Here is a 2,891-nt window from a genome sequence, read left to right as displayed (position 1 = left end):
GCCTCTTCCATTGCTTGTCCCACGGTCTCAGGCGGAGAGGCAACTTCTTCTCGCACTCCTTCCGATGCCAGCATGGACAAGGTTGTAACTTGACTGGCCTTCAGCGCTTCGGGCTTTTGTTGACCGATAAGCACTACCTTGGCCCTACTATCCTTCAGCATGTAAGCTATTCGCTGATCTGGATATTTGGGATCAATCGGCATGTACGCTGCTCCGACCTTCAAAATCGCCAAAATCCCCGTGATCGTATGTGTATTCCGCTCAGCCATAATACCCACATAATCTCCTCGCTCCACACCTGCAAGCCGTAACTGTTCTGCCAGCTGACTGGAACGCTGCTCCAGTTCACGGTATGTCATCTGCTCTTCGCCTGACACGACAGCTAGCTGATCAGGAATCAATGCAGCCTGGGAATGGAACAGATCTACCACACTTCGGTCAGAGGGATATACCGTGTCCGTTGCATTAAATTGATTGAGAATCAAATGTTTCTCATGAGGATGAACTATACTGATCATACCTAAAATCTGGTTGGGATCACGTAATGCATTCTTTAAAAGTTCTTCAAACTGTGCTGCCATCCGCTTAATCGTGTCCATGTGGAAGAGTGCTGTGCAATACTCCCAGTGAAGATCATAACCCTGTTCAGTCTCGCGCATGCTGACGGTTAGATCGAACTTGGCAATTTCATACGGATATTCTAACGGCTTCAGGATTAAATCACCCAAAGCTAGTGTAGAAAACTCATTGTTCTGCAAAGTGAACATGACATCAAATACAGGGTTTCTGGATAAGTCCCTCTGTCCTGCGAACTGGTCCACGACACGTTCAAACGGATATTCCTGGTTCTCATAAGCTCTCAAGCACTTTTCCTTGATCTGGTGTACAAGTTCACCAAACGTTTGAGAAGCACTCAGTTCACCTCTAATGGCAAGCGTGTTCACAAACATACCCAGCATATTCTCTGTATCAGCATGAACTCGACCTGAAATCGGACTTCCTACTATAATATCTTCTTGGCCGCTGCATTGGCTCAAAAGAAGCATAAAACCCGATAAAAGAATCATATAATCCGTTGCTCCCGTTGAATGGGAGAGCTTCCGTACTGCCTCTTTTGTTTCCTTGCTTAATTGGAATGGAATACTGCTTCCATCAAAATGCTGTTCCTTCGGACGTGGTTCATCTGTGAAAAGTTCAAGAACAGGGATTTCACCAGAGAGCTCCGATGCCCAGTACTGTTCTTGCTCAGACAAATCCCGCTCATTCTGCCAACAACTATAGTCTTTATATTGAACTCTCAGCTCCGGAAGAGTCCGCCCCTCGAACAGATACTGTAAATCTCTCATCAAAACGGGAACGGAACCTCCATCATAGATCATATGATGAAAATCCATCATAAAGATGGCGTCATCCTCAGCCATTTGCCATACTTTTGCACGCATCAAAGGTGCAACAGTCAGATCAAAGGGACGGATAAATGTTTTCATGGCAGATGCCATATGCTCATGAGTTCCCTTTTCATATTCAAGTTCAAAATGAACTTTGTTTTTCACCATTTGAACAGGCTCTCCATTTTGAATATCAAAGCTTGTACGTAACGGCTCATGCCTGTCCACCAATGCTTGCAGCGCTTGCTGCAATTTCTCAACATTCAACTTGCCTTTCAACTGGATGAATTCAGGCATGTTGTAGGTAATCGTTCCAGGTTGCATTCGATCAATGACGTATAACCTCTTCTGCGGAGAGCTCGTCTCATAATAAGGAAGCACTTTTTGCGCTGGGATAGGTACAAAAGAATGGGAACCCTGCATCTCTTTGGCCCGATTAGCCAGCAGGCGTACGGTTGGATATGCAAAAACATCTCTTACAGATAGGCGCAGACCTGCCTGAGTTTCCAGTCTGTTAACCAGACGAGCAGCACGTAATGAATGACCTCCACGCTCAAAGAAATGATCCTGCACCCCAACTGGAGAAACTCCTAAAATTTCACTGAAAATATCTGCTATGCATTGCTCAATCTCATCACAAGGGGCTTCATACATCACGCTGCCTTCTAATTCAGGCTTTGGCAGTGCTTTTCTGTCCAGTTTCCCGTTCCTGGTCAGGGGTAGAGCCTCCAGCTGTACCACGTAAGATGGCACCATGTATGAAGGCAGGATGCTGCGCAGATTCTCCCGAATTTGCTCCCCGTCCAGCTCACCTTCGCCCACTACATAAGCACACAGATAGTCATCTGCATCTTTTCTCAGCTGTACTGTTGCTTCTGCTATGCCTGCTTGCTCCAATAACCGGCTCTCGATCTCTCCAAGTTCAATTCGGAATCCTCGCAGTTTCACCTGCTGATCCATGCGGCCCAAATACTCTATATTCCCATCCGATCTCCATCTGGCCAAATCTCCCGTCCGGTACATCTGCTCTCCTGGACGATACGGATTCGCTATAAAACTCGTGGCTGTCCGTTCTGCCTGATTCAGATATCCCCGGCTTACCCCGGCTCCGCCTACGTACAACTCCCCTGGCATACCGATACCGCAGAGTCCACTCTCATTCATGATATAGGCGTATGTGTTCGAAATCGGTTTGCCGATTGGCGTTTTGGCTCCCCGCGCTTGCCGATCGATCGGATAATACGTGGAGAAGGTTGTATTTTCAGTCGGTCCATACACATTCGTTAATCGTACCCCGTGATCTCTAGCCAGCAAAAGATCGACATGTTCCTCTGAAGTCGCCTCTCCTCCAAATAATAGCTGTGCTACTCCATCGAATATACCCGCATCCAGACGAATCAGCTGGTTGAACAGGGCTGTCGTAATAAACATCAGATTGATTCGGTTTTGCGTCAGAACCTCTCGTAATGCTGCGGGATCGGTCAGCACATCTTCCTCGATCAG

At 47.0% G+C, this 2,891-nt stretch carries 1 protein-coding gene; it reads right to left on the bottom strand.

Annotation, left to right across the window (positions count from 1 at the left end):
- Positions 1–2,891, bottom strand: a 2,891-nt coding sequence (locus tag MHH93_RS28365; RefSeq protein WP_500056825.1) for a condensation domain-containing protein, incomplete at both ends; no start/stop codon positions are given.

Source organism: Priestia sp. FSL H7-0729 (assembly GCF_038005685.1).
Taxonomy (GTDB): domain Bacteria; phylum Bacillota; class Bacilli; order Paenibacillales; family Paenibacillaceae; genus Paenibacillus.
The sequence above is the reverse complement of the archived record's forward strand: the minus strand, read 5'-3'. Positions and strand labels throughout refer to the sequence as shown.